Genomic DNA, 6192 nt, shown 5'->3' on the forward strand with positions numbered 1-6192 from the left:
CACGCTAGGTATCTAGACGCTGCCATATTCGCGGGAGTAGCTCCCAGCGGTGGACCGACCTAGTGCCGGGGTAGAAGCGGTTCCGACGACTGATCAGGACAGGAAATAGCACTACCGAGGGAATCAGACGCTGCTGCCAAGCATGCGGCGATTGATTGCTGGTACCGTTCGAGCAACGGCGTTTGGTACGACCGCTTAACCACATTGAGGCGAGCCTTTAACGCCTCGCCGTCTGGATGATTGCACGCCAAAAGTCTTCCTACACGCCCCATTGCACGTTGATACATCGGTTCAAGGACAGCCCAGTCCGGCATCGACTCGCTCATCACTTCCAACTCCCTGACCGCTGAACGAATACGCTTCCGTTCCAACTTGGTCAGGCTCGGAGTGCTATTGAAGACGCTCAACCCTGTTACCGTAAGCGGTTGGTAAGTAGCGTCATCAGTTTTGATGCCCTGCCCACGAACTCGCATGTGGAGCTTTGTACGCTTCTGATGACAGCCTTTAGCAGCCAACATCCCGGTGATGGTCGAAACAATGCCGGAAAGCTCGTTCGACGACGGCTCGCGACTACAGGAGATAGTGATGTCGTCAGCGAATCGAGAGTACTGGAAGCCTCGGGCCAAAAAGTCCTGGACGATCTTTGGTTCAACATCCCAGAAAATCAGGTTGGCGATGTAGCCACTCGTGCTAGCCCCTTGGGGCGCACTCCCGTCGCGGGTACAAATTGACGACAGCAGGGCCGCCACACTCGCTCCAAACCCGAACAGCCCGCGAAATAAGTCGTCGACTTGGCTCTTCAATATGGACGGGTAGAAGTTACGGATATCTTGGAGGATGACGCACCTTGCTCCCGCATGCACAGTCGCATTGCTATGAATGCTCCGTGGGGACTTAAGGTCCCTTATGCCTCCGTGAAGATACGCGGGGAAGATAGCTTTGGATAACACCCGGTCAACGAGCTTTCGCTGAACCCGTTTGAGTGGCTCGTGAGCATCATAAGTATCCCGCTTCTTACCTTTCTTCTCTTGAGGTACGTGGCGGTACATTCGGTCAGCACGGATCGCAAGGCGCTCTAGCAGACGTTCGCTTTCGCCCAGCGCCAAGGCTAATGCCTGGATACTGTGAATAGGCTTGAAAGGGTACGTAGGAGCATCCATATTCCGATCCCTAAAATGAAGAAAGGCCGATACTCAGATCGGCCTTTCAGAATTCGAATGATGTGATTTGTTGCGTCATGAGAAAATAACCTCAAGGAGTTTGCCTACAACCTCGCAGGCTCCATCCCAGTATTCCTGCTTACGTTCCCAGATCTCCAAAAGCGCTTGGCGAATCAGAAGTCCCTCCACCGCATAGCGGATTCGTTTCAACCGACTGCTTCTTCCTTCGTTGCTATGAGAACCCTCACCATCAACTGTAACGCGGGTGTCTTGGATATTGTGCTTTTTCAAAATAGTCCGAGAACGGACTGCTTTCTTACGCATGGTTGTAGCTCCTTCGCCGGCGAAATTGCCGCCGCCAAAGCATTCCGGGCCGAATGGAACTTCCAAGACACCACTACAAACCACAGTTCTGCTTATTGATATTGATTTATCAATATCGATAAGCCGTCGCCGCCAAAAACTTCGTCACCGTAGAATTCATCCGTTAACACATGCCAATTGCGTAAACCGAACAGCTTTACGTTAACGAGGAACACTTCGCTAGCGCATAAAGCAACGCTAACGCTTAACACCTCGATGACGCGCGGCCCAAGCACGGGACACACACATAGGACGACCTAGGGGACTGAGTCGTTGCGGAGAGGTAGCTTTGAAGAACACCAAAGCCGGTCAGTTTCCCGACCACCAACTGCAAGCCCAGAGAATATTCACCATGTTTAAAGAGCACCTGGACGGTACGCCCAGCGACTTCCTTATACCCCTCGCCAAGTCGCTTGGCAATCAGTTATGCCGATGTGCCATTAAGGGCTGAGGAAAGCGCGGAAGTACTTCGACTTTCTTCGCATCACCCAAGGATGCTCGCGTAAAACGATGCGACCTGAACGGCAAGGATGGCGAGAGTAAAACGGTCACGGTAAGATCGTCAGCACAGCGCACCACTTTGGTGTACTTAAACGCTGTCACACTTCGAGATTTTTGACTGATAAATCCTTGTAGAATCAAGGACTTAGAGATAGGAGGCAACCCCACCAGCCACACCCCGGCACACAATGTTCCCGCTGTGGCTGCTGCCTTCCGGCTCTGACCAGGTTCACGGGTAATCGTTGCGGGGGGACCGATGGGGTCACCATAACGACGCTCACCTGACGGCGAGCCGCGCCATTGTACCTATCTGAGACGAAGTTACAACCGTTCAGACCGATTAAAAATATGAAGGCGTTCAAGCACTTGCTATTGCGCCTGAAGCACCTCATCCGCCCTGCCGCCTTCGCGCTGGATGACCAGATGAATAAAGTGCAGCTTGGCGATCACAGCTGGGGGCAACACGAAGGGATAAAAATCCGGCTGCCCCATGCTGCGTGACAACTCATTGAGCATGCCGGCCAATTCGATCCACGCGTTGACGAACGACAGAAACGCCGCACCACCGGGATGCTGTGAATCGTAGAGGGTTTCCAGTGGAAACGGCTGGTAGTCGAAATCCATTTCCCGGGCACTCATGCCAAACCCGAGCGCGGTGTCCACCGCGTCCATCATGTGCAGGTAGTGCGCCCAGGTTTCGGCCCAGTCTTCCCACGGATGCATGGTGGCGTAGGCGGTGACGTACTGTTGCTGCCAATCAAGCGGTGCGCCTTGTTGATAATGCCGATCAAGTGCCTCGGCGTAACTGGCGCGCTCGTCGCCGAACAGACCGCGAAACGCGTCCAGCCAATAACTGTTGGCGATCAAGCGATCCCAGTAATAGTGCCCGACTTCGTGACGGAAATGCCCGAGCAGCGTGCGATAGGGCTCGTGCATCTGCACGCGCACCTGTTCGCGGTGGGCGTCGTCGGCCTCCTTGATATCGAGGGTGATCAAGCCGTTGGCGTGGCCGGTGGTGGGAGGTTTGCCTTCGAGGTCGACGCCGATGAAATCGAAGGCCAGGCCAGCGTCTTCATCCGCGGTTTTGGGGATCACCTGCAAACCCAGGCTGACCAGTTGCGCGACCAGGCGCCGCTTGGCGGTTTCCACCTTGCGCCAGCGCTCATGATTTTCCGCTATCGATAAATCGGGGATGGTGCGATTGAGGCTACAGGCAATGCACAAGACGTCGCGATCATTGGCGGGCAGCAACCAATTACAGGCCGCCGGGGAATCGAGGTTGGCGCAGCGGCGAAACAGGCCAGCCTCTGGGTTGACATCAAGCCACCAGGTGCCTGCCTGCTCACCCGGTTGCAGCGAGGTCAGACGGCTCTGCTCCGGCTGATAGCCCAACGCCGCCGAACAGGCCAGGCACTGGCTGTTGCGAAAGAACAGCGACTGCCCGCAACGACAGGGCCAGACCTTGCTGTTGCGCGAACTTTCGCCCATGAAGGGTGCGGCGATGCGCGTGCTGAGCTGTTCGAAGAAACGGTACATGGCGATCTCTCCCTGGGGCTTGCCAAGACTAGATCATTCTCCGATGAAGATCGTTCCCGTGATTCAAACGGCCAAAATCAAAAGATCGCAGCCTTCGGCAGCTCCTACAGAGAAACGCGCTCTCCTGTAGGAGCACCGAAGGCTGCGATCTTTTTTGCGTCAAACCGAAATGTTGTGTTCCTTTAGAAACACCAAAAACGCCTCTTCATCCAACACCTTCAGCCCCAACTCATTGGCCTTGGCCAACTTCGACCCAGCCCCCGGCCCCGCCACCACACAATAGGTCTTGGCCGACACAGAACCTGCCACCTTGGCGCCGAGGCTTTCCAGTTTTTCCTTGGCCACATCGCGACTCATCAGCTCCAGCGAACCGGTGAGCACCCAGGTCTGCCCTGCCAACGGCAAGCCTTCGACGATTTTCTTCTCGCTCTGCCAGTGCATGCCGAAATCGGCGAGCTGCTTTTCCGCAGCTTCGGCGAGCACGCGATTTTCCTCGACCGCAAAAAACTCACGAACCGAATTGGCCTGTTTCTCTGGCAGCGCCTGACGCATGTCCAGCCAGTCAGCGTTGATGACCCCTTGCAGCGAACCGAACTTCTCCGCCAGTTTCTGCGCCCCGCCCGGCCCGACAGACGGAATGTGCAGCTTGTCGAGGAAACCGCCCAACGTCGTGCTGGCGGCAAACTCGGCGCCCAAGTCGCCCTGATCCTGAATCTGCAAACCATGCTTGAGCAGATCGGCGATTACTTGCTGGTTATGCGCATCTTCAAAGAAACTGTGAATCTCGTGAGCCACTTCGAGGCCGACATCCGGCAGGTACGTCAGCACTTGCGGCAATGCCTGCTGCACCCGCTCCAGCGAACCCAGCGACCGCGCCAGCACCTTGGCCGTCTCTTCGCCGACATCGGGAATCCCCAGGGCGTAGATGAATCGCGCCAGCCCAGGCTTCTTGCTGTTTTCGATGGCACTGAGCAGCTTATTGCTCGACACCTCGGCAAAACCTTCCAGATCGACGATGTCGTCGAACTTGAGTGCGTAGAGATCGGCCGGCGAACTTACCAAACCTTCATCCACTAACTGCTCGACACTCTTGTCGCCCAAACCTTCGATGTCCATCGCACGACGCGATACGAAGTGAATGATCGCTTGCTTCAATTGCGCACCGCAGGCAAGACGTCCGACGCAGCGGTAAACCGCGCCTTCGCTGACCGTCTCGCGGCCCTTGCTGCGCTTGACCAGTTGCGTGCGCTCAACATGGGAGCCACAAACCGGGCACTGCTCCGGGATCTGCACGGGACGCGCATCTTCCGGACGACGCGCCAGAACCACTTGCACCACTTGCGGAATCACGTCGCCGGCACGACGAATGATCACCGTGTCGCCGATCATCAGGCCTAAACGTGCGACTTCATCCATGTTGTGCAGCGTCGCATTGGCCACGGTGACACCGGCAACCTTCACCGGTTTCAAGCGCGCTACAGGCGTGACCGCACCGGTGCGCCCGACCTGGAACTCCACGTCGAGCAACTCGGTGAGCTCTTCCATGGCCGGGAATTTATGGGCGATTGCCCAGCGCGGCTCACGAGCACGAAAACCCAGCTCTCGCTGTGAGGCGATGCTGTTGACCTTGAACACCACGCCGTCGATTTCGTACGGGAGCGCATTGCGGCGTTCGCCAATGTCGCGGTAGTAATCCAGGCACTCATCGATACCGTTGGCCAGTTTCAACTCATGGCTGATCGGCATGCCCCAGGCCTTGAGCTGTTGCAAGTTGCCGATATGCGTATCGGCAATATCCGCCGAAATCTGGCCGATGCCGTAGCAGCAAAACTCCAGCGGCCGGTTGGCAGTGATCTTCGAGTCCAGTTGCCGCAAGCTGCCCGCCGCTGCGTTGCGCGGATTGGCGAAAGTCTTGCCGCCGACTTCCAGTTGCGTGGCGTTGAGCCGCTCGAAACCGGCCTTGGACATGAACACTTCACCGCGCACTTCCAGCGTCGCCGGCCAACCCGTGCCGTGTAACTTGAGCGGGATGTTGCGTACGGTGCGCACGTTGACGCTGATGTCTTCGCCGGTGGTTCCATCGCCGCGCGTGGCACCGCGCACCAGCACACCATCCTGATACAGCAAGCTGACCGCCAGGCCATCGAGCTTCGGCTCGCAGCTGTACTCCACCGCCGCGCCACCCCCGAACAGATCTCCGACCGGCAGATCCAGGCCCTCGGTCACCCGACGATCGAACTCGCGCATGTCGGTTTCTTCGAAGGCGTTGCCGAGGCTGAGCATCGGCACTTCGTGACGCACCTGGGTGAACGCCGACAACGCCGCGCTGCCCACTCGCTGGGTCGGAGAATCGCTGGTGATCAGTTCCGGATTGGCGGTTTCAAGCGCTTTGAGCTCGTGGAACAACCGATCGTACTCGGCGTCGGGAATGCTCGGCTCATCCAGCACGTGATAGCGATAGTTGTGCTGATCCAGCTCGGCACGCAGCTCTAGAATGCGGTTTCTGGCGGCAGTCATGGGTGTTCTCTCATAAAGCAAAAGAGCAGCCGAGGCTGCTCCCTATTTCATCATGTGCAAAAAGATCGCAGCCTCGTTGCACTCGACAGCTCCTACACAGCTCGCGATTACTGTA

At 57.0% G+C, this 6192-nt stretch carries 4 protein-coding genes and 1 other RNA gene; all 5 read right to left on the minus strand.

The window, feature by feature from the left end; all coding sequences use genetic code 11:
• Window positions 1-59: 59 nt before the first annotated feature.
• Window positions 60-1160 carry a reverse transcriptase family protein gene (locus tag ACW9JC_RS13505; RefSeq protein WP_457455314.1) on the minus strand — a complete coding sequence of 367 codons (1101 nt, stop codon included), beginning with the start codon at window positions 1158-1160 and terminating at the stop codon, window positions 60-62.
• Window positions 1161-1235: 75 nt separating this feature from the next.
• Window positions 1236-1484 carry a hypothetical protein gene (locus ACW9JC_RS13510; protein ID WP_457455316.1) on the minus strand — a complete coding sequence of 83 codons (249 nt, stop codon included), beginning with the start codon at window positions 1482-1484 and terminating at the stop codon, window positions 1236-1238.
• Between the two features lie 702 nt (window positions 1485-2186).
• Window positions 2187-2283: signal recognition particle sRNA small type (gene ffs, locus ACW9JC_RS13515), an RNA gene on the minus strand.
• A 110-nt stretch (window positions 2284-2393) separates the two neighbouring features.
• Window positions 2394-3560 (minus strand): zinc-binding metallopeptidase family protein, encoded by a 1167-nt coding sequence (locus tag ACW9JC_RS13520; RefSeq protein WP_457455318.1) that lies wholly within the window; start codon window positions 3558-3560, stop codon window positions 2394-2396.
• Between the two features lie 159 nt (window positions 3561-3719).
• On the minus strand, window positions 3720-6077 hold the full coding sequence (gene ligA, locus ACW9JC_RS13525; protein ID WP_457455320.1) for an NAD-dependent DNA ligase LigA: 2358 nt from the start codon (window positions 6075-6077) through the stop codon (window positions 3720-3722).
• Window positions 6078-6192: the final 115 nt, after the last annotated feature.

This window comes from Pseudomonas sp. SDO5591_S426 (genome assembly GCF_054070755.1).